At 35.3% G+C, this 26,118-nt stretch carries 18 protein-coding genes; 15 read left to right on the top strand and 3 right to left on the bottom strand.

The window, feature by feature from the left end; genetic code table 11:
* Positions 1-7: 7 nt before the first annotated feature.
* The 13 genes from ACT3CE_RS13960 to ACT3CE_RS13900 all read left to right on the top strand — a co-directional run bounded on the left by ACT3CE_RS13960 (position 8) and on the right by ACT3CE_RS13900 (position 18,455).
* Positions 8-589: a biopolymer transporter ExbD gene (locus tag ACT3CE_RS13960; RefSeq protein ID WP_320117300.1), complete on the top strand. Its 582-nt coding sequence runs from the start codon at positions 8-10 to the stop codon at positions 587-589.
* Positions 589-1,062, top strand: coding sequence for an ExbD/TolR family protein (locus ACT3CE_RS13955; RefSeq protein ID WP_444710381.1), 474 nt, complete (start codon positions 589-591; stop codon positions 1,060-1,062). The genes ACT3CE_RS13960 and ACT3CE_RS13955 overlap by 1 nt, the downstream gene beginning before the upstream one ends.
* 390 nt (positions 1,063-1,452) lie before the next feature.
* The gene (locus ACT3CE_RS13950; protein WP_444710380.1) at positions 1,453-2,463 is read left to right on the top strand and encodes an L-rhamnose/proton symporter RhaT; all 1,011 of its coding nucleotides are present in this window, start codon (positions 1,453-1,455) and stop codon (positions 2,461-2,463) included.
* Between the two features lie 35 nt (positions 2,464-2,498).
* Positions 2,499-3,632, top strand: coding sequence for a mandelate racemase/muconate lactonizing enzyme family protein (locus ACT3CE_RS13945; protein ID WP_444710379.1), 1,134 nt, complete (start codon positions 2,499-2,501; stop codon positions 3,630-3,632).
* Between the two features lie 5 nt (positions 3,633-3,637).
* A complete protein-coding gene (locus ACT3CE_RS13940) occupies positions 3,638-5,074 on the top strand; it encodes an NAD-dependent succinate-semialdehyde dehydrogenase (RefSeq protein WP_444710378.1) in 1,437 nt (478 codons plus the stop codon).
* 3 nt (positions 5,075-5,077) lie between these two features.
* On the top strand, positions 5,078-5,758 hold the full coding sequence (locus tag ACT3CE_RS13935; RefSeq protein WP_444710377.1) for a bifunctional 4-hydroxy-2-oxoglutarate aldolase/2-dehydro-3-deoxy-phosphogluconate aldolase: 681 nt from the start codon (positions 5,078-5,080) through the stop codon (positions 5,756-5,758).
* A gap of 42 nt (positions 5,759-5,800) precedes the next feature.
* Positions 5,801-6,892 carry a sugar kinase gene (locus tag ACT3CE_RS13930; RefSeq protein ID WP_444710376.1) on the top strand — a complete coding sequence of 364 codons (1,092 nt, stop codon included), beginning with the start codon at positions 5,801-5,803 and terminating at the stop codon, positions 6,890-6,892.
* A gap of 147 nt (positions 6,893-7,039) precedes the next feature.
* The gene (locus tag ACT3CE_RS13925; protein ID WP_444710375.1) at positions 7,040-8,503 is read left to right on the top strand and encodes a sulfatase family protein; all 1,464 of its coding nucleotides are present in this window, start codon (positions 7,040-7,042) and stop codon (positions 8,501-8,503) included.
* A 27-nt stretch (positions 8,504-8,530) separates the two neighbouring features.
* A complete protein-coding gene (locus ACT3CE_RS13920; RefSeq protein WP_444710374.1) occupies positions 8,531-11,764 on the top strand; it encodes a glycoside hydrolase family 2 TIM barrel-domain containing protein in 3,234 nt (1,077 codons plus the stop codon).
* 41 nt (positions 11,765-11,805) lie between these two features.
* Positions 11,806-12,126, top strand: coding sequence for a hypothetical protein (locus tag ACT3CE_RS13915; RefSeq protein WP_444710373.1), 321 nt, complete (start codon positions 11,806-11,808; stop codon positions 12,124-12,126).
* 156 nt (positions 12,127-12,282) lie between these two features.
* On the top strand, positions 12,283-13,140 hold the full coding sequence (locus tag ACT3CE_RS13910; protein WP_444710372.1) for an AraC family transcriptional regulator: 858 nt from the start codon (positions 12,283-12,285) through the stop codon (positions 13,138-13,140).
* Between the two features lie 405 nt (positions 13,141-13,545).
* Positions 13,546-16,692: a SusC/RagA family TonB-linked outer membrane protein gene (locus tag ACT3CE_RS13905; RefSeq protein ID WP_444710371.1), complete on the top strand. Its 3,147-nt coding sequence runs from the start codon at positions 13,546-13,548 to the stop codon at positions 16,690-16,692.
* 62 nt (positions 16,693-16,754) lie between these two features.
* Entirely contained in the window at positions 16,755-18,455 is a 1,701-nt protein-coding gene (locus tag ACT3CE_RS13900) for a RagB/SusD family nutrient uptake outer membrane protein (RefSeq protein ID WP_444710370.1), read from the top strand.
* 445 nt (positions 18,456-18,900) lie between these two features.
* Here ACT3CE_RS13900 and ACT3CE_RS13895 read toward each other — a convergent pair whose 3' ends face one another.
* A complete protein-coding gene (locus tag ACT3CE_RS13895) occupies positions 18,901-20,535 on the bottom strand; it encodes a helix-turn-helix transcriptional regulator (protein ID WP_444710369.1) in 1,635 nt (544 codons plus the stop codon).
* Positions 20,536-20,687: 152 nt separating this feature from the next.
* Between ACT3CE_RS13895 and ACT3CE_RS13890 the strand changes: the two genes are divergently transcribed.
* Together ACT3CE_RS13890 and ACT3CE_RS13885 are read left to right on the top strand one after the other, a co-directional pair.
* Positions 20,688-22,313, top strand: a complete 1,626-nt coding sequence (locus ACT3CE_RS13890; protein ID WP_444710368.1) for a sulfatase — start codon at positions 20,688-20,690, stop codon at positions 22,311-22,313.
* Positions 22,314-22,388: 75 nt separating this feature from the next.
* Positions 22,389-24,323 carry an FAD-dependent oxidoreductase gene (locus tag ACT3CE_RS13885; RefSeq protein WP_444710367.1) on the top strand — a complete coding sequence of 645 codons (1,935 nt, stop codon included), beginning with the start codon at positions 22,389-22,391 and terminating at the stop codon, positions 24,321-24,323.
* Between the two features lie 178 nt (positions 24,324-24,501).
* On the opposite strand, the gene ACT3CE_RS13880 is transcribed toward ACT3CE_RS13885, so the two are convergent.
* Both ACT3CE_RS13880 and ACT3CE_RS13875 read right to left on the bottom strand, forming a co-directional pair.
* Positions 24,502-25,230, bottom strand: coding sequence for a DUF6261 family protein (locus ACT3CE_RS13880; RefSeq protein WP_444710366.1), 729 nt, complete (start codon positions 25,228-25,230; stop codon positions 24,502-24,504).
* A gap of 627 nt (positions 25,231-25,857) precedes the next feature.
* The gene (locus tag ACT3CE_RS13875) at positions 25,858-25,986 is read right to left on the bottom strand and encodes a hypothetical protein (protein WP_444710365.1); all 129 of its coding nucleotides are present in this window, start codon (positions 25,984-25,986) and stop codon (positions 25,858-25,860) included.
* Between the last annotated feature and the right edge of the window lie 132 nt (positions 25,987-26,118).

Raw genomic sequence — 26,118 nt, 5'->3', positions numbered from 1 at the left:
AATTATTATGGCAAGACAAAAAACACCAGAGATTAACTCTAGTTCGATGGCCGATATTGCATTCTTGTTGTTAATTTTCTTCTTGGTTTCAACTACTATGGATGTGGATACTGGTATCTATAAAAAGTTACCTCCAATTCCAGAAGACCAAACAGTTGATGACGACATTAAAGTTAAGAAACGTAATGTTTTAGCTATATTGGTAAATCGTAACGACGAGTTGTTGGTGAATGGTGAATTACTTGATATTTCACAATTACGTGAAAAAACCAAAGAATTTATCCTGAATCCTACAAACGATGAAAATCTTCCTGAGAAAAACATAAAGACTGTCCCATTTTTTGGAGATGTTCCGGTTTCAAAAGGATTAGTTTCATTACAGAATGACCGTGGTACGAGTTACGAGATGTATATTAGAGTTCAGGATGAACTTGCAATTGCAGCTCGTGAGTTAAAAGACCAAAAAGCAATGCAAAAATGGAATAAAAAATTTAACGAGCTTGATGAAGATCAACAAGCAGCAGTTAGAAAATATGTTCCAATGGCAATTTCTGAAGCAGAACCTAAAAATACGGGAGGGAAAAGATAATGTCAAAATTTAAAAAAGGCGGAAAAAAAGAACTTCCTGCAATTTCAACAGCATCTCTTCCTGATATCGTGTTTATGCTTTTATTCTTCTTCATGGTTAGTACAACCATGCGTGATGTAGAACTAAGTGTAACATACGTGCAGCCAACTGCTAAAGAATTAGTAAAACTGGAAAAAAAGGACTTGGTAAGTAACATCCATGTTGGTGTTCCATTACCAAAATACCAAAAAACTTTTGGTACTGAGCCAAGAATCCAGTTAAATGATCAATTTGCAACAGTTGACGATATTCAGGCTTTTATTGCTTCTGAAAGGGAATCAAGAAAAGAAGAACAACGTAACAAGTTGACAACATCTCTAAAAGTTGACAGATACACTAAAATGGGTATCATTGTTGACATTAAACAAGAACTAAGAAAAGCAAGTGCTTTAAAACTGAACTATTCAGCTTTACAAGCAGCCGAAGAAAAATAAAACTTTTAAGCTTTTTTTTAAGATATAAAGGAGTCCTAATTGGACTCCTTTTTTTATACTCCCCTTTTTAAGTACCAAAAAAAATCGGAGAAACATCCCTTCCGTCTACACATTATATTCCATTTACACATCTAAATCATTACAATAAGGATAAAATAGAAGAATAAAGCTCTCCAAAATTTCTTCATATTTAGTGTAAGGATCATATTACCAAAACAGACATAATCATTACAATAATAGTTACCCTAAAAAATCAAACTGTAAATTCTATTACTAGGAAATTACCTCTGATTAATTAAACAGGGTAATATAATGTAAATGCAAGGTAAATTTCAAGAATCTTGCACGCACACGATTCCTTTACTTTGTATAAAATAAATAGATTATATTATGGAATTTGTATTTATACCCTTCGTTTTAGTATTAATTGCAAGTATTTTTCAAGGCTCATTTGGACTTGGAATGAAATTTATGGCACCTCTTAAATGGGAAGCCTGGTGGTTAGTTCACGCTACAATTGCAATGTTATTATTTCCATTAGCCTGGGCATTGTTTGTTATTCCCGATTTATTTGGGGTAATTTCGCAAGCACCAACACAAGCAATTATTATTGGAATGTTATTTGGTTTCTTATGGGGAATTGGAGGAATCATGTTTGGAAAAAGCATTCCTTACATAGGAATATCCTTAACCTATGGCATTGTTATGGGTGTATGCTCGGCTGTAGGTAGTCTTATTCCCTTCTTTCAACTCGATAATGTAACAGATCTTACAGCCTTCCCTTATGTTATTTCTGGCGTAGCAATAATGTTAATTGGTGTTGCCATAACTGCGTATGCTGGCATTCAAAGAGACAAACAAACTCAATCTGAGAACAGCACAAAAATTAACCTTAAAGCCGGACTAACAATTGCAATTATCAGTGGAATACTATCAGCATTATTAAATGTTGGCTTTGTAAATGCTCAAGCAGTTGGAAAAGCAGCAGAAGCTTCAGGAGCAATTGCAAGAAACAGTAGTTTGGCTATTTGGGTAGTAGTTTTAATGGGAGCCTATATTATGAATGCAGGCTATGCAATTACCCTTCTTTTTAAAAATAAAACCTGGAATTCATTTTCTGTTCCAAAATCTGGCAAAGCATACGCATGGTCTATTGCCGCCGGATTATTATGGTTTGGTGCATTAGGCGTATACGGACAAGGAGCAACACTAATGGGAAAAATGGGACCTGTAATTGGGTGGCCTATTCTATTGGGAGTTTCTCTTATTGTTAGTAATATTTGGGCATATAGCAATAAAGAATGGAAAGGTGCTAAACAAGCTTTTTCATATCTATTATTAGGACTGTTTGTGCTAATAATAGCAACAATTATATTAGGTTATTCCAATGCTTTAAATTAAAAAAAATCAATCAACAATATTGATACCATATAGTTATGAAGATTAAATCAATTGAGAGTTACATTCTTTCAGACAAATTAAAAGAAAGCTTTTATTTTTCACAATGGGAATATTCAGAAAGACGAATTTGCATTGTAAAAATTACAAGTGATACTGGTCATGTTGGTTGGGGCGAAGGTTATGGTCCTGCAGGTGTTATAAAAGCTGGCATAGAAAACCTTACTCCATTTTTGTTGAATCAAAATCCACTTGAAACAGAAACAATATGGAGTATTATGTATCGACGCACCTTAGACTATGCCAGAAGAGGTGTTCTTGTGGCAGCTATGAGTGCTATTGATGTGGCTCTTTGGGATTTAAAAGGAAAAATATTGCAACAACCCGTTCATTTACTACTAGGTGGCAAAAAACGTGATTATATTATCCCATACGCAACAGGACTTTACTTTACCAAGTGCGACAATCTATGTGAAAAACTAATAGATGAAGCCAAAGAGTATGTAAAACTCGGATACAAGGCTATGAAAATGAAAGTTGGCCTAAGTATAGAAGAAGATATTCATCTTGTAAAAAACATACGTAAAGCAATTGGACCTGATGTAAAATTAATGATTGATGCAAATCACGCTTATAATTTAAGGGAAGCAATACAATTATGTAAATCGGTTGAGAAATATGATATCGGATGGTTTGAAGAACCTATTTCTCCTGAATACTATGGCCAATACGCCGAATTAAGAGAAAAAACCAGCATACCTATCTCAGGTGGAGAATGCGAATATCTTCGCTTTGGTTTTCAAACCCTCTTACAATCAAAGTGCGTAGACATAGTACAACCCGACATTTGTGCAAGTGGAGGACTTACCGAAGCAAAAAGAATAGCAGCACTGGCTTCTACTTATGGAGTAGAATTAGTTCCTCACACTTGGGGTACAGGTATTGCAATATCGGCAGCTTTACACTTTGTAGCTAATCTAGATGTTCTTCCAGGTCGATTAAGAACACCACAATGCTTTATCGAATATGATCGAACAGAAAATGGCTTACGTGAGGAATTAACTTCTACAAAAATGATAGCCGAGAAAGGTAAAATATTTATTTCGGACGATCCTGGCCTTGGATTTGAATTTAATGAAGATGCATTACACAAATACGCCTTAAAAGAATAATAATTATGAAATTCGGATATAAAAAATTATACATCAACGGACAACTAGTTGATGCAACAGAAAAAACCAAATCAAAAGTAATTTGTCCCGGAACAGAAGAAGCTGTAGCCGAAATCGCATGGGCAGGAAAAAAAGATGCTGAATTAGCCCTCGATGCAGCTCAGCAAGCTTTCAAAAAATGGTCCAAAATGAGTGTAAACACTCGTAAAATGTGGATGGACAAATTACGCAATGCGGTTATAGAAAAACAACACGAAATACGCGAAAGCGTAATGTACGAAATGGGGAAAACTTATAACCAAGCAGTAGAAGATTACGAAACGGTTATTAATGCATTAGAATGGTACCCTCAGGAAATGTTGCATAGAAGAGATGAAATACTACCAGATCCTGATGGTTCACATTCTCATCAAATTATTAAACAAGCAGCAGGTGTTGCAGTTGGATATCTAGCCTGGAATTTCCCTTTATTAAATTTAGGATTTAAAATTGGCCCGGCATTAGCCGCAGGTTGTACTCTTATTTTAAAACCTTCGGCCAACGCTCCTCTTTCGGCATACTTAATAGGAGAAATAATGGAAAGTATTAATTTTCCAAAAGGTGTTGTTAATATTCTTGCCGGATCTAACGAAGAAGTGGCCTTAACTCTTTCTTCGAGTAAAATACCAAGAATTATTACCATGATTGGATCTTCCACATCTGGAAGAATGGCAATGCAACAAGCCGCAACTTCTATAAAACACTTTAGCATGGAACTTGGAGGTAATGCTCCTGCTATAGTTTTTGACGATGCAAATATATCTCAGGCTGTTAACGACTTATCGGCATTAAAATTTGGTAACTGCGGACAAGTTTGTGTATCTCCAAACAGAATATTTGTTCATGAAAAAATCTATAAAGAATTTGTAGACCGTTTTGTTAAAAAAGCTAAAAACTTACAACTAGGTTTTGGCAAGGATTCTAAAATCGATATGGGTCCTATAGTTGATGCCCGTTCCAGAGATAGAGTAATAAAATTAGTAGAGACAACTATTTCAGAAGGTGCCAAGCTCGAATGTGGAGGTAAAATTCCTGATGATAAAAAGAAAGGATTTTTCTATGAACCAACAGTATTCACAGGGCTAAACCGTAATATGACAATCTTTAAAGAAGAAATATTCGGTCCTATAGCTGCAATTTATCCATTTAAAACAGAAGAGGAAGTTCTGGATATGGCTAATGATTGCGAAGTAGGCTTATCTAGCTATCTATATACAAATGATATTAAGCGTGTTCAAAAATTCTCTAATGAATTAGAAGTTGGTGAAGTTCATGTCAACGGTTTTAAGTATGCAATTTACCTGCCTCATGGTGGAGTTAAAGAAAGTGGCTTAGGTCATGATTGTTCATATCTGGCCTTAGATGATTATCTAGAAAGAAAACGTATCACAGTAAGAATTTAAGAAATGCAACCTATAGCTCAGAAGGCGATGACGCCTGAAATTATAAAAAAAATTGACAACAGCGGAGTAATCGCTGTTTTGGTAATTGACAACGCAAATCATGCTGTTCCTCTGGCCGAAGCATTACTCGAGGGTGGTGTTGATTCCATTGAATTAACACTTCGCACACCTGCTGCAATTGAATCAGCACTGGCAATAAAAAAAACGTTTCCACAAATGAACTTAGGTTTTGGAACAGTTTTAACTGTTGAACAGGTAAAAGCAGTAGTAGATGCAGGAGCTGATTTTGCAGTAGCACCCGGTTGTAACCCCACTGTACTCGCAGAAGCAGGAAAACAAAGTTTATCTTTCGCACCTGGAATAATGACTCCAAGTGATATTGAAATTGCAATTGAACATGGATGCAGAGTGTTAAAATACTTTCCTGCCGAAACATCAGGAGGTATGAATCACCTTACAAATATGGTTGCTCCATATCAATATCTGGATTTAAAATTTATTCCTCTTGGAGGATGTAATATGAATAATGCTGCCTCATATCTTGAGTCTCCACTTATTACAGCTATTGGTGGATCCTGGATTGCAAAACGTCCATTGATTCAGACTGAAGATTGGAAAACAATCACTCAAAATGCAAGAGAAATTCATGATTTAATTCAAAAAATCAGAACAAGTAGAAAATAAATAGTACGAATTAGCTATCGTACCCTCAAACATCAAATTTAAATGAAGACAATAATAACATTTGGCGAAATAATGGGGCGAATTTGTCCTGAAAACTTTCAACGATTTCATCAAAGCATGCCCGGTAAACTTGATATGACATTTGCCGGTGCCGAAGCAAATGTTGCTGCTTCGATAGCAATGCTTGGTGGAAAAGTAAAATTTGTTACTGCCCTTCCCGATAATGAAATGACAGAAGCCTGCTTATCAGTACTTAAAGGCATTGATGTCGATGTATCTGGAATTAAAAAAACTAAAAATGGAAGGTTCGGACTCTATTTCGTAGAACGCGGAGCAAACCAGCGTCCGAGCCGTGTAATGTACGATCGAGATTTTTCTGCAGTATCGATGACACGTGGCGAAGACTACAATTGGGATAAATTATTAGTTGATGCTGGATGGTTACATACAACAGGTATTACTCCTGCTCTATCTGAAGTATCAGCTACAGCTACCGAAATTGCAGTTAGAACAGCAAAAGCAAAAGGTTTAACCGTTTCCTGCGATCTAAACTTTAGAAAAAAATTGTGGCAATGGCAATCGGGTACTTCGGCAGCAGATCTGGCTCAAAAAACAATGCGTGCAATTCTACCTTACGTTGATGTTGTAATTGCCAACGAAGAAGATGCTCATGATGTTCTGGGAATATCTGCTGAAAATACTGATATTGAAGGTGGAAAACTTGATGTTGCAAAATACGTTGATGTTGCAAAAGAAATTATTCGCCAATTTCCGAACGTTAAAAAAGTAGCAATTACTTTACGCGAAAGTATTTCGGCAACCCATAACAATTGGGGAGCTATGTTGTACGATGCAAAAAGTGAAACAGCTCACTTTGCTCCATTAAATAATGGGGAATATGCTCCTTATCAGATAAAAGCGATTGTTGACCGAGTTGGAGGTGGTGATTCTTTTGGAGCTGGTTTGGTTTATGCTATGAATACTGCTGAATTTACAAATCCTGAAGATACCATTCGATTTGCAGTTGCATCTTCTTGCTTATGCCACTCTATTAATGGAGACTTCAATTACACATCAAGAGCCGAAGTAGAAGCGTTGATGGGTGGTTCCGGATCTGGTCGGGTTGTCCGTTAAAACACACTCTGAATCATTCAATCATTGGATAGTCATTTGTTATCCAATGATTGTTTTTACAATCTAATTTAATCGTTCTTATAATTATTTCTCGCTATTCTTTCGACAACTAACCACAAAAGCAGGAAATAAAAAATAAAAAGCGAAATGAACTTATTTAAATCAATACAACTTACTTGTTGTGCAATTTTATTAATACTCGCTAGTTGTAATACAAAAAAATCAACACAAACGAAGTCTTCAGATACACGTCCAAACATTCTTGTTGTTTTATGCGACGATTTAGGATATTCCGATGTTGGATTTAACGGCGCCAAGGATATCACAACTCCTGCTTTGGATAAATTAGCTAACGACGGTACCATATTTACTTCAGCCTATGTAACACATCCATTTTGCGGTCCAAGTAGAGCTAGTTTAATGACAGGTCGTTATCCTCATCAAATGGGAGCTCAATTCAACCTTCCTCCTAATTGCGAAACAATAGGAAAAGGAATATCTGTTGATGAAACTTTTATCAGTAAAGTACTTCAGGATAATGGATATTATACCGGAGCCCTTGGTAAATGGCACTTAGGTTCAGTTTCAAAATATCATCCTAATAACAGAGGTTTTGATGATTTTTATGGATTTCTTGGAGGTGGTCATGAATATTTTCCTGAAATTTATCGTAAGAAATTCGAAAAGCGTAAAAAAGCAGGTGATAACGTTATTTTTGAATATTTACATCCTCTAGAACACAATGGAGAAGACGTTAAAGAGACAGAATACATTACTGATGCTCTTTCTCGTGAAGCTGTTCGTTTTGTTTCTGAGGCATCAGAAAAAGAAAAACCATTCTTTTTGTATTTAGCTTACAATGCACCACACGTTCCGTTGCAGGCTAAAGAGGAAGATCTTGCCAAATTCGCTCATATTAAAGATGAAAAAAGAAGAACTTACGCAGCAATGGTATATGCTGTTGATAGAGGTGTTAATAAAGTTGTGAAAAGCTTAAAAGAAAACAAACAGTTCGAAAACACTTTAATTGTATTTCTAAGCGACAATGGTGGTAAACTAACCAAAGGAGCAACAAATTATCCTCTTCGCGAAGGAAAAGGTAGTGCATGCGAAGGAGGATACAGAGTACCTATGTTTTTCCACTGGCCAAAGAATGTTCCTTCCGGTCAACGTTTTAATCAACCAGTTTCATCAGTAGATTTCTACCCTACTTTTGCCAAACTTGCCGGTGCAACAATACCAGCAGGCAAAGTGCTTGATGGAAAAAATATGTGGGATAATTTTCAAAATGGCAAAGGCTCGCACACAGGAGAGTATATTTACTGTTTACGTCATAGAACAGGATATACCGATGTAGGTGCTCGTCGTGATTCAATGAAAGTATTGAGAGTTAATCAAGAATCATGGAAATTGATTAATTTAGATAAAGATATTAATGAACAGCATGATTTAAGTGCTAAATACCCTGATTTGCTGAAAGAAATGGTTGCAGATGCTGAAAAATGGAGCCAAACTCATGCACAACCACTTTGGTGGCACGATGAACAAACTGGCGTGGAATGGAAAGAATACAAAATGCCTAGATTTGATGAAACTTTTAAACTTGACTAGCCTTAAATTAGACTAAAAAAAATTAAAATGAAGAAAACACTTTCAATTATAGGATTAATTTTATTTGCTTGTTCGCATTTATCCATTGCCCAAAATGACTGGGAGAATGAGATTATGTTTGAACAAAATAAAATGAATGCTCGTGTTCCATCTTATTCTTACAAAAATGTAAAGGATGCATTAAATGGAAATAGAGATAAGGCGAGAATAAAATCTTTAAATGGGATTTGGAAATTTAATTACGTTGGAAAATCGGAAGATCGTCCAAATGATTTTATGAAAGAAGATTTTGTAGGGAAAGATTGGAATGATATTGAAGTGCCTTCTAATTGGGAATTGAAGGGATTTGGTCAGCCAATTTATTCAAATATTATTTATCCATTTACACCCAATATTCTCGATACGACTTTAAAATTTACCTGGAGAGGTCCGCAACCTCCACGACCACCAAAAATTTATAGAGACAATCCGGTTGGAAGTTACTTTCGTGATTTTGAAGTTCCAACTGATTGGGAAAATCAATCAATTATTCTTCATTTTGGAGGAGTTTCATCAGCTTTTTACTTATGGGTAAATGGGAAAAAAGTAGGCTATAGTCAAGGAAGTCGTTTGGCAGCCGAATTTGATATTACCAAGTATGTGAAAAGTGGCAAAAATAGACTTGCAGTTCAGGTGTTTCGTTGGAGTGATGGCAGCTATCTGGAAGATCAGGATATGTGGCGTTTGAGCGGTATTCATCGCGAAGTATTACTTATGGCTCAGCCTAAAATTGCACTGAATGATTTTTTCGTTAGAACTAAATTTGATGTAAATCTTCAGGATGCCAAATTGGAAATTCGTCCTCGTGTTTGGGTCAAAGAGAATGAATCGAATTTGGAAGGTTGGAAAATTACAGCTCAGCTCTACGATGCAGATAAAAATGCTGTTTTAAACGAATCTTTATCTGTTCCAGTTAAGGCAATATACAACGAAAGATGGCCACAAAGGGATATTACCAAATGGGCAATGATGGAAGCTAATATTCGCTGTCCTCAAAAATGGTCATCAGAGCATCCATATCTATACAAATTGGTATTTAGTGTTTTAAATCCTGAGGGAGAACTCGTTGAAGCAAGAAGTCAGAATGTTGGTTTCCGCAAAGTTGAGTTTAGCGCTAAAAATGAATTACTGATTAATGGAAAGCCAGTTGAGATAATGGGCGTGAATCGTCATGATCATAGTCCTGTGCATGGAAAAGCGCTAACAAGAGAAGAAATGCGTAAGGATGTTCAATTACTTAAGCAATTTAATTTTAATGCCGTTCGTACTTCACATTATCCAAACGATCCGTACTTTTTAGAACTTTGTAATGAGTATGGTTTGTATGTAATGGGTGAAGCAAACATTGAGTGTCATCATTTGGGAAGTTTTATTCCTCAAAGTCCAACTTGGCCAGCCGCTATTTTAAGCCGATGTATTCGAATGGTTGAACGAGATAAAAATGAGCCATGTATTATTTCATGGTCGCTTGGTAACGAGGCCGGAACGGGTCCTGCTTTTGCAGCAGCTGCAGGTTGGGTTAAAGATTATGATCCTTCTCGTTTTATTCATTATGAAGGAGCTCAAGGCGATCCAACAGATCCTGACTATGTTGAAGGAATTGCATTTAAAATGTCGAGAAAACCAGTTTATGCAAATCCTGACGATCCTAAATATGTTGATGTATTAAGTAGAATGTATCCTGAATTGAGTCAATTGGTAGGTATGGCAAAAAGTGGCCATATCGATCGACCAATAATTATGTGTGAGTACATGCATGCAATGGGAAACTCTATTGGTGGCCTAACTGACTATTGGAAGGAAATAAGAAACAGACCAAATCTTATTGGTGGATTCATTTGGGATATGATCGATCAAGGGCTTGAGAAGACAATAGAAAACGGCGAGAAATTTTATGCTTATGGTGGCGATTTTGGAGATATTCCAAATGATGTAAACTTCTGTATGAATGGTGTGTTTGCTTCCAATCGAACGCCACATCCTCATGCATGGGAATGTAAGCATGTCTTTCAGCCTGTCGTATTTGAAGATGCAGCTATTAAAAATGGGCAAGTTCGAATTATCAATAGATTTAACTTTACAAATTTAAATCAATACGAAATTCGCTGGACTTTGTCGGAAAATGGTAAAAATTTGCAATCCGGAACTCTTCCAGATCAGGATATTGATGCCTATGCTAGTTCGGTGGTGAAAGTTCCTTTTAAAGCTGTAAAATTTAAATCGGACTCTGAATATTGGTTGCGATTAAGTTTACATGAAAAAAATGATCGTTTGTGGTGTAAAAAAGGATATGAAATTGCCAGTAATCAAATTGCTTTAAAAGCTAGAGAAGATTTACCAGCTTACGTTTCTTCTTCAAAAGAAAAAATTTCATTGACAGAAACAGATGCAGAAATTGTGATTAAGAGTAAAGGTTTCTCAACGCGTATATCCAAGATTAATGGAGAGCTAAGTTCCTATTTGGTAAATGGGATTGAACAATTAAAATCGCCTTTGCATGCAAATTTCTGTCGACCATCTGTTGATAACGATGTTAGGGGAGCGAGCAGTAAAGCTTTTAAAGAATCAGAAAAGGTTTGGCGCAATTTGGAAACAAAATTAGAAACCAGAAAAGTAACTGTAAATGCTGATAACAATAAATTTGTAAGTGTTTCTATTGAGCAAAACTTTAAAGATAAAATAGAACTTGCAACGATCTATACCATTTTTAATGATGGAAAGATTCTTGTGAAAATGGATTTGAACGCTGATGAATCACTTCCTCGTATGATACAGTTTGGTGCTACTATGGGCGTTTCATCAAACTATGTAAATACATCTTATTACGGAAATGGTCCTTGGGAAAGCTATTGCGATAGAAAAACAGCTTGCGAGGTAGATGAATATCATTTTAAAACTGACGATATGTTTACTAATTACGCTAAAACTCAAGGAAATGGTAATAGAACCGATACTCGTTGGTTGAAGTTGATGACAGAAAATAAAAAAGCAGGATTAAAGATTTCTGGACAAGCAACATTTGGATTTTCAGTTTGGCCTTATTCTGCAGATAATATTGAAAAGTCAAATCATCCATTTGATTTAGAGAAGCAAGGATTTTATACGCTTAACATCGATTGTGTTCAAGCAGGTGTTGGAGGAACATTGTCTAACACTTTACCAAAATATATGCTGAAATCAGGCAAATATGGCTTTGAGTTTATTATTGAGCCATTGGATTAATTATTGATTTAAATAATGTTTTAACCTTTAAAAATATTCAAATGAATTATAAATTTAGTCATATAGGAATACCAACAACAGAAGAGAAAAATTGGGATGGTTTTTACGAAGCAGGGAAAATTCATTTTACCGACTTTAGTAAGGATGAGTTTGGTATTGAATGGGTAAAATGTGATGCAGATAGTCCAATGCCAGCCATGTTTCAGAATGTTGCGCATGTGGCTTATTTGGTTGATAATATTGAAGATGCCATAGAGGGAAAAGAAATTCTTGTTGATACATTTTCACCAGGAGAAGGTGTACGTGTTGCGTTTATTGTGCACAACGGTTCTCCAATTGAGTTTATGGAACTTTCAAAATAGTAGTAATTATCTTCCTTTATAGTTTAAACAGTTCATTGCTTTCTGTGCTCTGAACTGTTTTTTTTTATAAGCATATAGAATTCTATATTTTTTATTTATATTTATTCCAGACTAAGAGTGCTTAAAACTTATAAATATTTCTCGGAGTTTTAGTTTATGAAACTAATATTGAAAAATACTGATAGTTCAGCTAACGAGCGTTTAGATATTACGAAAAAAGAAATTCCATGTCTTGATTCTTCATGGCACTACCATGCTCAGTATGAATTAATATATATATCTAAAAGTAATGGCATTCGATTTGTTGGTGATAGCGTAGCTCATTTTTCACCAGGCGATTTGGTTTTAGTTGGCCCTTACCTACCTCATTTATGGCGCAACGATGTTTCTTATTATGGAGAAAATGATCAAAATAAAGTGAAAACCATCGTCATTAAATTTACAAAAGATTTTATTGGAGAAGGAACTTTTAATATTCCTGAATTTTCGCAGATAAACAGTTTACTTGAAGAATCAAAATTTGGCGTTAGCTTTGGAGGTAAGGAAAACAAAAAACTGCACAAAGAATTAATTGGTTTAATTGAACTATCACCTGCCCAACAATTAATTAAATTACTAGATATACTATGTAAGCTTTCAACTATCGACAATAAAATAATTCTATCCTCATCAGACATGCGTCAATACACCACCGATAGTTCAGATCGCTTAGACTCAGTAATTAAATTTGTTTCGGATAATTATGCCAGAGACATTAGCTTAAATGATGTTTCGGATATAGCTTGCATGACAACAAATTCTTTTTGTCGTTTTTTCAAAAAAACAACCAATAAATCTTTCACACAATTTTTAAACGAAATTCGTGTTCGCAATGCTTCCCGCCTACTTGTCCAACAAGATATTCCAATATCTGAAATTTGCTATATGGTTGGATATAACTCAATTACAAACTTTAATCGCCAGTTTAAAGAAATAATGGGAAGCACTCCTAACAACTTTAGAAACACAATTTAGCCAATTTACACCCTATTTTAACACCATTTTACCTCTTATTTTTAAATAAGGGTAAAATAATGTAATTACATGGTAAATTTCACCAACCCACCTTTTTATCTTTTCAGTTACTTTACATTAATAATTTAAACACTAGAACTATATCTAATATAGAATGCAATAATTCAATAAATATAGACTATTGTAATATATATTAGATTTAATACTCTCTCAACAACTAATTATTCATCAAAATTAAATTTTTATCTACTACATAAAACACTTCAATATATAACATAAACTTATCTACACAAACGATATAAATAAAACTGGAAATATCAAACTTGCAGAATTACATCATCTCAATATCTGCAAAAAACACAAAAATTAACTAATCAATTTTATTCACTTCAACATGAATGACTTATGAAAAAACCAAAAAATTTAACGAAATTTTTTAGGATTGCTCAATTTTCAGCCTTAGGAATATTTTTAGGAATATCTCAAGTAATGGCGACAAATTCAAATTCTCAAAATTCATCAGAAACTGTTATTGCTCAAACATCAGTAAGCGGTACAGTTAAAGACAATACCGGAGCTACTCTTCCAGGAGTAAGTGTGGTAATAAAAGGAACAACCACAGGTACAATTACCAATATCGATGGATATTTCGAAATGTCGAACCTAAATCAGGGTGATGTTTTAGTAATATCTTTTGTGGGTATGAAAACACAAGAAATTGTATATACTAATCAAACATCTATAGATGTTGTATTGGAAGAAGCTACAATTGGTTTGAATGAGGTTGTTGCAATTGGTTATACAACTAGAAAGAAAGGTGAAGTTACCGGATCAATTAGTACGATTAAAGCAGAAGAACTTTCTAAAACATCCAATAAAGATTTAGCTAAATCTTTAGCAGGTAAAGTTACCGGTTTAATTGTATCCGATAGAGGTGGTTACCCTGGAGATAATGATATGACTATTTTAATTAGAGGAAAATCAACTTTAGGGAATAATGCGCCTTTAATCTTAATTGATGGTGTTACGGCATCTAGTTTTTCTAATTTGGCACCTCAAGATATTGAGTCCTTAAATGTTTTGAAAGATGGTGCGGCTGCTATTTATGGTGCACGTGCTGCTAATGGTGTAATTTTGATTACAACAAAAAGAGGAAAAGCAGGTAAAGCAAAAATTAATTTGTCTAGTTCAATTAACTTTTCTTCTTTCTCTGCGACTCCAGACCTAATGACTTCGGAGCAATATGCAATCTATAATAATGAAATAGCTGAAACTGCAGGAACTAAATTGCCTTATACTGAAGAAGAAATTGCTAAGTATGCTGCTGGTAATGATCCTAACTATCCAAGTACAGACTGGGCAGATTTGACTTTTGCAGATTCTGCACCAGAAACAAGAACCTCTCTTTCAATTTCAGGAGGTAGCGATAAGGTTAATTACTTTGTTAGTGGTGATTATATGGATCAAAAGGGAATGTTTGAATCTGGTGATTTGAAATTTAAGCAATATCAGGTTCGTTCGAATATTGATATGAAACTGCATGAGACTTTTACTTTAGGACTTGATTTATCTGGACGCTTTGGAAATAGAAAAGAACCAGGTGTAGATGCGTCTTATATTTATAAGTTAATCTATACAAATGAACCAACTGAAGTTGGGATTTATCCCAATGGTTTACCTGGTTGGGGTGGTGAAAACGGAGGCAATCCTTCAGTAATGTCAAGCTCTAAGTCTGGCTTTGCTAAGCAGTTAGATAACGATTTACGTGGTAAACTATCTTACGACTGGAAATTAGATAAGCTAACACCAGGTCTAAGAATTAAAGGTTTTGCAGGATACAGAAAACAGAGTAACGATGTGAAAACTTGGTATACGCCTTGGTCTGTTTATCAGTCTCAAGAAGGATCAGATGAGTATGTAGAAATTCCTGGTTTTACACATGATGGTAATAATAGAATTTTAACTGAGAGCTTTTGGAAATATGATGAGTTGATGTTGAATTCAACAATACATTATAAGAAAACTTTAGGAGAAGATCATAACATTAGTGCATTTGCTGGTTATGAATATTTCTCATCACAGCAACGTTCATTCTCTGTTCAGAAAAAGGGTTTTCCAAGTGATCATCATGCTGAATTATTTGCAGGAAGTGATGAAGGAATGCAATCTACAGGTACCTCTTATGAATGGGGAAGAGTGAATTATTTTGGGTCTTTTTCTTACGATTATCAGAAAAAATACTTTGTTGATTTTACGATACGTCGAGATGGTTCAAGTAATTTTGGAGAGAATAAATTTGGTACTTTCCCAGGAGTTGCTGTTTCTTGGGCAATCGATAAGGAATCGTTTATGAATAATTTTTCATGGGTGAATTCTTTGAGATTAAGAAGTTCATGGGCTCAAATGGGTAACGATCGTATTGCAGGATTTCAATACTTGACTAAGTATGAGTATGGTGGAACTTCTTGGACCGCACCTAATTCCTATATTTTCGGAACACCTGGAGTTCAATATAACTCTTATAGCAGTAGTAATGTTCCGAACCCTGATATTACATGGGAAAAGGCGGATATGAAAAATATTGGTTTAAGCTTTAGTTTATTTGATTATAAACTATCGGGTGATATCAACTATTTCTATCAAAAAAGGGAAGATATCTTAATTACAAGAAGTGCTTCAATTCCTGATGTTGTTGGGATTACTTTGCCAGCGGAAAATTTAGGCAAAGTAGATAATTACGGTTTAGAATTTGAATTGAACTGGAAAGATAAAATCGGTGAAGTTGATTATAATTTAGGTTTTAACTTTACTCAGGCTAAGAACGAAATTGTTTATATGGATGAGGCAGCTGATGTGACTGATGCCATGAAGAGAGAAGGGCATGCAATGGATTCTTATGTAGTTTATAAAACTGCAGGGATCTTCCGCGATCAAGCTCAAGTTGATGCGACAACTGTAAAGAAAGCCAATACAGTCCCTGGTGATCCAATCTATTTAGATACAAATGGAGATGGAAAAATTAATTCGGGTGATAGAGTTCGTTCTTACGATTCTAATGTTCCAGAAATTCAGTTTGGTGTGCATGGTGGTGTAAGCTATAAGAACTTCGACGCAAGTTTCTTATTCCAAGGACAAGCTAAAGCTAAAATGTTAGTATTCTTTGATCAATCTGGAGCAAAACCAGACTATGTGTTTAATCAAAGATGGACTCCTGAAAATCCTGATTCAAAATATCCAAGAGCCTTTGTTCAGGATGATGCCAATTGTGGAAACCAAAGTGGCAATGCTGCTAATTTTGAAGGGGCCGATTTTTGGTTAAAGGATGCTTCATTTGTGAGATTAAAAGAAGTGCAATTGGCTTACACATTCCCTGAAGACAAAATTAAGTTTGGAACACTTAAGGTGTTTGCTCGTGGATTTAATTTAGTAACCATGTTCTCGGATGTTTATGATTTAGGTTTAGATCCTGAAGCTAGTGGTTATAATAACTTTAGAGGTAGTAGATATCCATCTTTAAAATCTTATACTTTCGGATTTAATCTGAACTTCTAATTAATAGTTAATAAATACTCCATTTACTAGGGAATAATTTATTCAATATAAAAATAAAAGAGATGAAAAATTTTAAATATATATTTATTGTATTTACACTGTTTGCAACATTTGGTTGTGAAGATGTGTTGAATACAGAAGCATCAGATGCTTTTGCTGAGGATCTAATTTATAGCGATCCTGGTCAATTGGAAACATTGGTTTTCACATCATACAATAGTACAGAAAGTTGGGGTTTGAATCGTGCTAATTGGTGGGGACGTCACTTCAATATTGAAAATGCATCTTTCGAGGCTAAGTTTAACTTTAAGGATAAAGATTTATTAAGAGTACGAGCTGGTTGGACGCCTAGTAACGTTGGTACTTTCAAGGACAAATGGGTTCAATATTGGGATTATGTACGTTCAACCAATGAGTTTTTAGATCGCGTTGATGATAGTGAAGCGATGAAGGTTGATGCGGATAAGGTAAATATTCTTAAAGCTGAAATGAAATTTTTAAGAGCCAATCTATATTCTAAATTAATTCGTTTTTATGGTGGCGTACCAATTATGGAACATGCTCTAGGTCTTGAAGATAATTTTAATTTGGAAAGAAATTCTTACGCAGAATGTGTTGCTTTTATTGTGAAAGAATTAGATGAAGCGGCTGCAGTGTTGCCACTTACTCGTCCTGATACTGAATTTGGTAGAGCGACTAAACTGGCTGCTTTAGCTGTTAAATCGCGTACTTTGCTGTATGCAGCAAGTAAACTTCACGATCCAGCAACAGTGCCGAATGGTCCACTTTACGACTATGATAAATCATCGAAATGGCAAGATGCTGCCGATGCTGCAAAAGCCGTTATTGATTTAGTAGGAGCGAGAGACTTAATCTCAGTAGCTGATGCAAAAGCTTATCAGGAATTATTCTTGTCTCCTAATAAGGATATCCTATTCGCAAGACCTTTTGGTTCTACTTATTACGATTTTGGTACTGATGTTAATACATTACCAGATATGGCAATGTCTCCAGGAGGATATGGTGGTTGGGGGTTATCATCTCCAACTCATAATTTTGCAATGGAGTTTAATATGGCCGATGGAACACGTACTGATGGAGCTTCTTTTGATCCTGCCAATCCAAATGATGGTAGAGAGATGAGATATTATTCAGATCTTTTATTTAATGGAGCTCAATTTAGGGGTCGCGAGGTACAGTATTATCTTTCAGATGATGTGGATGTTAATATCCATGGATCAGATTCTCCTAAGGGTATTGGAAATGTCGGTCATTCATCAAAAACAGGTTATAACATCAGAAAATTTCAGGATGAAAATGTTGACGTAACTGGAGGAATATCAGCTGAACGTCCTTATATTTTGTATCGATTGGCTGAAATTTATTTGAATTATGCTGAAGCGCAGTATCATCTAAATGCAGAAGAACTTGCAAGAGAATATGTAAATAAAGTTTCTAGTAGAGCACTTCAACCAGCTATTACCGCAACAGGAGAAGATCTTTTGGAAGCGATAAAAAGAGAAAGACGTGTTGAACTTTGTTTTGAAGGCCACAATTTCTTTGATGAAAGAAGATGGATGAATGAAGCTCATTTAGGTTTTGATATTAAGGGGCTAACATGGACAAAGGCTGAAGATGGAAGTTTGTCTTTCGAAGAAAGTACAGTTGTTACAAGACCATGGTATGTGAGACATTACTATTTGCCAGTTCCTTCAACAGAGATTGAAAAAGCTCCTGCATTGTTGCAAAATTATGGATATTAGTATAGTAAAGTTTAGTTAGTGTTAGATTTTATACTGTAATTTTTAGTCTTTGACTATTAAATTGAATACCGGGAGGAAACTTCCGGTATTTTTTTGTGGGGTAAAATACGATCGCCTTGGGTAAATGACTTTTAATGTGACAGAAAGTACCTGTACAGCTAAAATAGTAAAGGATGTTCATCAAATAAACATCCTTCTTGTCTTGGGTTTGTTGCAATTTTAATCCTTATTTCTGAGACAGATGGGCTTAATTCTGATAGTCCAAGGTAGATGAGTGAACTAAGTGTTACCTTCGTATAGGTATGTAGAAGTAAGTACCGACTCAAGTGAAAGAATCATTTGCAAAGCAATTTGAAGTTGCGGCAGAATAGCATAAGTTTATTGATTAAATTTTAGTCGAAACGAGGTTTGGGTCGTGATTCGAGAAATTCATCATTGGAATTAATTAAATCGAATTGATGTACTGCACCAAATTTGTTTCCCTGTCTATTTCCAATTTTTTTCGTAACCGATGTCGGGCTACATTGACACTACCTTCCGAAATACCCAATAAGTAAGCCATTTCCTTACCAGAAAAGTTGAGTTTTATTAAGGCGCAAATTTTAAGATCGGCAGCACTTAGGTTCGGAACTTGCTTTTTAAGGCGATCATAAAAGTCCTTGTTAAGTGCCATAAATCGAGTGTTAAACGCTTCCCATAAACTTACAGAACGTTTTTCAATGGAAGATAAAAGGGTTTTGTTACTTGGATCTTTTTTTAATTGATCACTAAGGGTCTTAATGATTTCATCTTTTTCTATGAGCTGTAACATGCTTGATGTAAGCTCTTTATTTTTGAGTTCAATGAGTTCTTTGGCTTGTTGCTGTTTTTTTTCATTAATAGCATTTTCTTTCTGATGTTTAAGATGTTGAGTCCTGTAACGAAAAATAAAAATGACAACAATAATTAGAAAAATAGCAATGAAGAAAAATATTTTGAAACGTAAATTTTCTTGTTTGCTTTCTGCTAATTCAAGATTCTTTAGGTTAATTTCTGCATTCTTTTTATTGATCTCTTCGTTGTATCGATTTTTTATGGAAATAAAGTTATGGTTATCATCATTTCTAGGATTCAAATATTTATCGTTAATTTCCTGAGCACGTAATAAATTTGCATACGATTTTTTGAACTCGCCAATATCATATAATAGTGTAGCATAGGATTTGTAGACAAAAGATTTGTAAAACGTGTGTTCACCATAAAGATCTTTTGCGTGAAGTGATTTTTCTAGGCATAACTTTGCTTCGTCCATCTTTCCTTGTGACCTATAAATGCTACCTTTTGTTGCATAAAGGATAATTAGGAAACTTTTTTGTTTCAGAAACAATTCCTCATTTGTTTTGAGATTTTCTAAAGCCAGAATTGATTTTTCTATATAGGTAATTGCTTTTTCAAAATCGGAATTCCATCTACATAAATTTGCTCGTTTTTCATTTAAGAAAATTCTTTCAAAATTTATTAATCCCTTTGACTTCGTGATGTAACTGCAGGAATCGATATAGACTTTAGTTTTTTGACTATCTTTTATTCGCTGATAGTAAAGCAATAGATTATAATATGGATGAAGAAGACTTTGCTGATTGTTGATGCTTTGGCTTTTTTTATAAAAGAGCAAAGAATTCTTAAAATGTATGCCAGCGCTATCGTCCTGTTTAAATAGGTAATTCAAAATACCAAGTTCCTCATGTGCTTTTGCGATTAGTAAAACGTTATTGTATTGTTCAGCCAAAAATAAAGCCTCCCCTGCGCGATCAAATGCTGTTCTATAATTGAGGTTAATCCGTTCAAGACTGCTTAGTAATATGAGTTTTTGAATAATACTTGCTGTATCTTGTTTTTGTACGACTTGTTTATACTTTTTAGTTACAAGTTTTATAGCTGATTTGCCATCTGTTTTAAATGGATGAAATGATTCTGGAAGATAATGGTTGAATTGTTGCGCTTGTAATGGTGTATTCGAGCCACAAGTAATAGTCAATATTCCGATAATAAAAATACAAAAAAGAAGTTTGATGTGTAAGCATCTAGTTATGTGAATCATATATTTTATGTATTGAGTCTGTTTTAAAGGTATGTTAATATGTTGTAATATGAAAAAATATGAATGTTAATATTTTGTAATGGCTTTTTAGAGGTTTTACAGGGAGCAAAATTCTACTTTTAAATCATCGCAAACTTATAATATTTAATTAGATGAATAAATTTTTTATTGTTCTGTTTTTAATGCTTACAACATTGAGTTGTGAAGCTCGTAATGAAAAAAAAGGAAGTCCTAATGTACTTTTTATTGGTATAGATGATCTTCGTCCAGAATTGGGCTGTTATGGATCAAATATCGCGATAAGTCCAAATCTGGATAAATTGGCAGGGCAAGGTTTACTTTTTAATCGAGCCTATTGTCAGGAAGCTATTTGTGGACCTTCTAGGGCAAGTTTAATGACAGGTATCCGACCTGAGACTAGTGGTGTTACTCATAATTATATTCGATTTCGTGATAAAAATCCTCAAGCTCTTACGATAGCTCAACATTTCATGAATAATGGATATCAAACTGCTTATTATGGTAAAATATTTCATCACGGTGATGAAGATCCAATATCATGGAGTCGAGAGGCATTAACATCCATTCCTGGATTGGAAAAACCTAAGGCCTTTCATTTGAAAAAAAATAGTAAAATTAAAGCTGATACAAAAACTAAGATGTTGGCGAAATATGGCAAGGTTGCTAAGTTTGGTTTGTTTAGTGGACCTGCTTACGAATGTGCCGATGTAAAAGATTATGAGTATAGTGATGGTTACAATACACGACTAGCTATTGAGACTTTAAAAGATATAGTAAAAGAGAAAGATGGTAAGCCTTTTTTCTTGGGTTTAGGTATGCACAAACCACACTTAAATTGGACGGCACCTAAAAAATATTGGGACTATTACGATAGAGATAATATTCCTTTGGCGGAACATGTACAAGCACCTAAAGGAGCTACTGCAATGGGTTTACATCCTTCTTTTGAACTTCGAGTTCGATCAGGTATTCCTAAATCTGGTGATATTGATCCAGAGATGTCTAGAACCCTTAAGCATGCCTACTTAGCTTGTGTTAGTTATGTTGATGCACAGATTGGTAAAATGATTGACGCTTTAGAAGAGGCTGGTGTGCGTGACAATACCATTATAATTGTTTGGAGTGATCATGGTTGGCATCTTGGAGATATGGGGATTTGGGGTAAGGCAACTAACTATGAAATTGCTACTCGTGTTCCACTGATGATTTGGACTCCCGATATGCCAAAAGGAAGTAGAGGTAAAACCACAGATGCTTTAGTCGAGCTTGTTGATATGTATCCTACTTTATGTGATCTTACGGGAATTGATAAGCCTAAAAATTTAGAAGGAACTAGCTTTAAGCCATTGTTGAAAAATCCAGATCGTGAATGGAAGAAAGCAGCTTTTAGTCAGTTCCCTACTCCTGCTTTAAGAGAATGGGGTGCATTCCCTCTCCGACCTGCCATGCGAGAAACCTATTTTGGTCCTCTTATCAAAGAGATGGAAGCACGTATCGAAAAGGAACAAAAAGAAAAGTGGGATCGTACAGTATTCGAAAACGATGTGATGGGCTATGCCATGAGAACCAAGCAGTATCGATTAATTGTTTGGAAGAACACTAAAAAACCTAATGAGAAACCTTTGGCGATTGAGCTTTATGATCACAAAGTAGATCCTGATGAAACGCTAAATATTGCAAATGCTAATCCAGACTTGGTAGATGAGCTTATGATTCAATTTAATGAGGGTTGGATGGGTAGTATTTCTGAATTGTAGAATGAGGTAACTATTTGAGTTCCTGAATGTGCAGAAAGTTTTTGAACATTCAGGAATCAAAAAAAAATTAAAAAGATGAAAAGAAGAGATTTTTTTAAAAAAGGAGCTGTTGGTGCAGTTGCTGCGAGTGTTTTGCCTCTATCACTTAATGCTATAAACCAAAGTGCAACAAAAGAGGAAGGCGACAGGGAAACGGATAAGTGGCAGCAAATGGGAGAAGGCAAAGTGCGTATTCCTGATCGTAAGAAAGACGTATTTTACGATGTAGCAGTTTTAGGAGGAGGATTAGCAGGAATGTGTGCTGCGGTTTCTGCAGCACGTAACGGTGCTAAAGTGGTATTGGTGCAAGATCGTCCGGTTCTTGGAGGGAATGCTTCCAGTGAAATGCGGGTACATGTTAATGGGGTAACTCATCTTCATCCAGATCGTATTCCAGAGAGGGAGACTGGTGTAATTGAAGAAATATTGTTACACAATCGCTTTTATAATAAACAAGAATCTTTTCCGATGTTTGATCATGTGATGTATGATTATATAACACGTGAACCCAATTTGGATTTGATGTTGAATACCCAAGCTACAGAAGCCGTAATGGATGGTTCCACAATTAAAGCGGCCAAATGTTGGCAATTAACTACCGAAACGGAATATACCATTACTGCTAAACAGTTTATCGATTGTTCTGGTGATGGCTTATTGGCAGCTACAGCTGGTGCATTGTATCGTACTGGTAGAGAAGGAAAGGATGAGTTTAACGAGAAATATGCACCCGATAAGCCAGATGGATGGCAGATGGGAGCAACCCTTTTATGGTCGAGTAAAGATATGGGAAAGCCTGTGCCTTACGAAGCGCCTCCTTTTGCAATAAAATACGAAGCAGAAAAATCACATCCCAAACGTAATTTTAAAGGGTTTAAGGATGGAATCTGGTGGGTAGAGATTGGTAGTGACAATGATATAATTGGTGATGCTGAAGTAAATAGACATAAGTTAATGGCGTATTTGCATGGTGTTTGGGATTACATCAAAAACTCAGGGAACTTCCCCGAAGCGGAGAATCATGCTCTGGATTGGTTGGGTTCACTTCCTGGACGACGAGAATCACGACGATTTATTGGAGATTATATTTTATCGGAAAAAGATTTAACAGAGCATAAACACTTTAGCGATGCAGTTGCCTATGGCGGTTGGTCTTTGGATGAGCACTGCTGGGGTGGAATTGAGAATTTGCAGGATCCACCAAGTTATTTCCATTATCATTTTAAAAAGGTATATGAAATTCCTTATCGAAGTTTATATTCGAAAAATATAGGTAATCTTTCTTTTGCAGGAAGGAACATCAGTCAAACGCATATTGCACTTTCTTCGTCGCGCGTTATGGCTACTTGTGCTACTATGGGACAAGCGGTGGGAACTGCTGCAGCGCTTTGTGTTCGGAAAGGTATTAATCCGAGGGATATTGCTAAGAAGCATGTAAATGAGTTACAGGAGCAGTTGCTAAGAGATGATGCCTTTATTCCTAACAGACCAGCAACAGATAAGGACAATTTAGTTAAGAAGGCACAAACGGTATTTGCTTCGTCTACATTGACGGGAGATACTGCATTATTAACGGATGGTATGTCGCGTGATTATGCAGGAAAAGAGCACCATTGGCAGTCGGATGGTTTACCTGCAACAGTACAAATAGAATGGAAAAAGCCGATTTCGCTTTCAAAGCTTGAAATAAAGTGTGATACCAATGTTAAGAGAAATATTTTGATGCGTAAGGATTCAAGGGTGAGTGATACTTTTTGGAATGATGTCCCTCATGAACTATTGAAATCTTTAGATGTTGAGGCTCGTGTTAATGGCAAATGGCTTAAAGTTGGTTCTAATGATAAGAATAGAAAGCGTTTGATTAAATTTAATTTTGAAACCCTTAAGGTTACTGCGGTACGTATTAATATGAAGGAGACCTATGGAGCTAAAAATGCTAAACTATTTGAAGTTCGTTGTTACGAATCCTGATTCCAAAATTTTAGTCTTCTATACCAAGACTAATGTATGCCGGAGTTAACAAAAAAAGAGAATGTAACTACACTTACATTCTCTTTTCTGATCGGAATACTGATAAACAAATTCCTAGACTTATATCGTTTTTCTGAACGTGGGGTTTCACCTATTGTGAACCCCTTAATAAGTCGCTTTAAACTATTTCGGTATCTGGTTCGTCGGTTCTGTAACGGCGTTTCACCAATTCGTTATTTTTATCTATCAACTCGGCAAGTATTCTGGCTGTAGCCTCGTAGGTTGCAGGGTTTACTTTTGCCATGGTGTTCATATACCCCACAAGGTTAGTATTAATCTCAACAATGGCATTTTTCTTCAACTGGCTTGCCGATACCAAATCATTCTTCACACTCTCGCCCTCTGCTTGTTGCAAGACTACATTTTCAAAATCTTTTTGACTTGCAGCCAAAGCCGAAATGGTTTCGGCTACGCCTTGTATTTTGGCAATAGCTGTCACAACATCGGGCTTCGCTAAGTCGTTAAGTAAGGATTCAATATCAGCCGACTCTTCGGCATAATCGACGTTTTGTATGCCCATGCCATATTGCTCTAGCACAGCTTCTACAACTAAGGCAGCTTCTTTCATTTCAGGAATAGGAATATAAACATAGCCCTCTACCAACTGAAATAAGGCTCTAATTGCCATATCGCGCGTAAAGTCTTTCTCTGCCATTTGGGAATAAACTTTCAAACGTCTTAATGCCTCAATCAGAGAGGTATTGGTTTCACTTATCTTAGCAATTATAGGCGTTAAGTAAAGGTCTGCACTCCAATCATTGCTTGCAAATGCTTTTAGAATAAGAGTTAATAATGCACTCGTGTCGCCATTGCGACTACTTGTTGATACTTTCTTAATTAATGCCATTGGCTCTAAATTTTAATTAACATTTATTGATTATAAAAAATATTGTTTTCTGCTTTTCCTGTTTAGGAATGAATCAAAAAACCAATTTTTCATGTTTTTCCTGTTTAGGAATAAATCAAAAAACCAATTTTTCATGCTTTTCCTGTTTAGGAATGGATCAAAAAATCAATTTTTAAGCTTTTCCTGTTTAGGAATGGATCAGAAAACCAATTTTTCATGCTTTTCCTGTTTAGGAATGGATCAGAAAACCAATTATTCATACTTTGCAGATATCAGTAAATTGCAAAAACAATTTCGGGCTTTCTACTATTTGCATTGACTAATATAATATTATTTGATATTACTATTGATCTCAATATCACTTGTTAATACCTATTATCTATTAAGCTTAATAAATCTAGTGAATATTATTACTAAACAAAAGAATATGTGAAAAAAAATTGTTATGATGTTTTATCGTAGGAGGAAAGGATGACGTTTACCAAAGACTTTCATCGTTGTGTATTTTGTGAAATAACTTTGCGCCTTTGTGTGAAAAGAATTGTGGGAGGAGGTTTTTTTGATGACAACAGCATACCAAAAAGCTCGACTTGTAGGTCGAGCTTTCTTTATCTAATAGGTATGGGTTTACTTCTCTTCAATCTTGAATACAACTTCTTTTAATGGTTCCCAAAAGTTTGGGTGCGATTGATTCACGACCATGGGATCTGCAATTTTAATCTCAGAACGAAGCACTGCCATTCTATGCTCGTGCATTTATACACGCCAGTAAACAAGAACAAAACCCTTGTGTACTGCTGTGTTAAAATGCCAACTCGTAGTAGATTGAATAGTTCCAATGTTTTTTTAGGCTGATTCTAAGCCTAAAAAAACATCATGAGTCTAAGA

This window comes from Marinifilum sp. RC60d5, assembly GCF_052400665.1.
GTDB lineage: Bacteria > Bacteroidota > Bacteroidia > Bacteroidales > Marinifilaceae > JBQTGK01.
The sequence above is the reverse complement of the archived record's forward strand: the minus strand, read 5'-3'. Positions and strand labels throughout refer to the sequence as shown.

Bases quoted from the DNA above. Each gene is read 5' to 3' on its own strand.
- ACT3CE_RS13960 (WP_320117300.1), top strand. From the start codon at position 8: ATGGCAAGACAAAAAACACCAGAGATTAACTCTAGTTCGATGGCCGAT.
- ACT3CE_RS13955 (WP_444710381.1), top strand. From the start codon at position 589: ATGTCAAAATTTAAAAAAGGCGGAAAAAAAGAACTTCCTGCAATTTCA.
- ACT3CE_RS13950 (WP_444710380.1), top strand. From the start codon at position 1,453: ATGGAATTTGTATTTATACCCTTCGTTTTAGTATTAATTGCAAGTATT.
- ACT3CE_RS13945 (WP_444710379.1), top strand. From the start codon at position 2,499: ATGAAGATTAAATCAATTGAGAGTTACATTCTTTCAGACAAATTAAAA.
- ACT3CE_RS13940 (WP_444710378.1), top strand. From the start codon at position 3,638: ATGAAATTCGGATATAAAAAATTATACATCAACGGACAACTAGTTGAT.
- ACT3CE_RS13935 (WP_444710377.1), top strand. From the start codon at position 5,078: ATGCAACCTATAGCTCAGAAGGCGATGACGCCTGAAATTATAAAAAAA.
- ACT3CE_RS13930 (WP_444710376.1), top strand. From the start codon at position 5,801: ATGAAGACAATAATAACATTTGGCGAAATAATGGGGCGAATTTGTCCT.
- ACT3CE_RS13925 (WP_444710375.1), top strand. From the start codon at position 7,040: ATGAACTTATTTAAATCAATACAACTTACTTGTTGTGCAATTTTATTA.
- ACT3CE_RS13920 (WP_444710374.1), top strand. From the start codon at position 8,531: ATGAAGAAAACACTTTCAATTATAGGATTAATTTTATTTGCTTGTTCG.
- ACT3CE_RS13915 (WP_444710373.1), top strand. From the start codon at position 11,806: ATGAATTATAAATTTAGTCATATAGGAATACCAACAACAGAAGAGAAA.
- ACT3CE_RS13910 (WP_444710372.1), top strand. From the start codon at position 12,283: ATGAAACTAATATTGAAAAATACTGATAGTTCAGCTAACGAGCGTTTA.
- ACT3CE_RS13905 (WP_444710371.1), top strand. From the start codon at position 13,546: ATGAAAAAACCAAAAAATTTAACGAAATTTTTTAGGATTGCTCAATTT.
- ACT3CE_RS13900 (WP_444710370.1), top strand. From the start codon at position 16,755: ATGAAAAATTTTAAATATATATTTATTGTATTTACACTGTTTGCAACA.
- ACT3CE_RS13895 (WP_444710369.1), bottom strand. From the start codon at position 20,535: ATGATTCACATAACTAGATGCTTACACATCAAACTTCTTTTTTGTATT.
- ACT3CE_RS13890 (WP_444710368.1), top strand. From the start codon at position 20,688: ATGAATAAATTTTTTATTGTTCTGTTTTTAATGCTTACAACATTGAGT.
- ACT3CE_RS13885 (WP_444710367.1), top strand. From the start codon at position 22,389: ATGAAAAGAAGAGATTTTTTTAAAAAAGGAGCTGTTGGTGCAGTTGCT.
- ACT3CE_RS13880 (WP_444710366.1), bottom strand. From the start codon at position 25,230: ATGGCATTAATTAAGAAAGTATCAACAAGTAGTCGCAATGGCGACACG.
- ACT3CE_RS13875 (WP_444710365.1), bottom strand. From the start codon at position 25,986: ATGCACGAGCATAGAATGGCAGTGCTTCGTTCTGAGATTAAAATTGCA.